The sequence below is a fragment of the Bacteroides caecigallinarum genome, from assembly GCF_021530995.1.
Taxonomy (GTDB): Bacteria; Bacteroidota; Bacteroidia; order Bacteroidales; family Bacteroidaceae; genus Phocaeicola; species Phocaeicola faecigallinarum.
On sequence record NZ_JADYTF010000310.1, the window covers coordinates 1 to 362 of the forward strand.

Annotated in this window: 2 rRNA genes; both read right to left on the reverse strand. The window is 43.1% G+C overall.

Annotation, left to right across the window (positions count from 1 at the left end):
* Positions 1-15: 15 nt before the first annotated feature.
* Positions 16-125: ribosomal RNA gene (rrf, locus tag I6E24_RS16780) — 5S ribosomal RNA — on the reverse strand.
* 111 nt (positions 126-236) lie between these two features.
* Positions 237-362 (reverse strand): 23S ribosomal RNA (locus tag I6E24_RS16785); the annotation flags it as partial.

Here is a 362-nt window from a genome sequence, read left to right on the forward strand (position 1 = left end):
GGATCTTTCTCTCTAAAACGGCGACTACCTACTCTCCCACAATTAGCAGTACCATCGGCGTGACGAAGCTTAACTTCTCTGTTCGGAATGGGAAGAGGTGGAACCTTCGTGCTATAGTCACCTTAATTTCTTTTTCTATATCAAGTCTTGCATGAAGCACAAACTGAAAATACAATTTAGCAAAACTCCATTCTTTCAAGCGCTAAACGTATATAACACCCTCATGTGTTACGCAATAACAAAAGTCAACGGGCAATTAGTAATGCTCGGCTTTGCTGTCTCCAGCTTTACACCTGCATCCTATCAACGTCGTAGTCTACGACGACCCTGAGAAATCTTATCTTGTGGCCGGCTTCGTACTT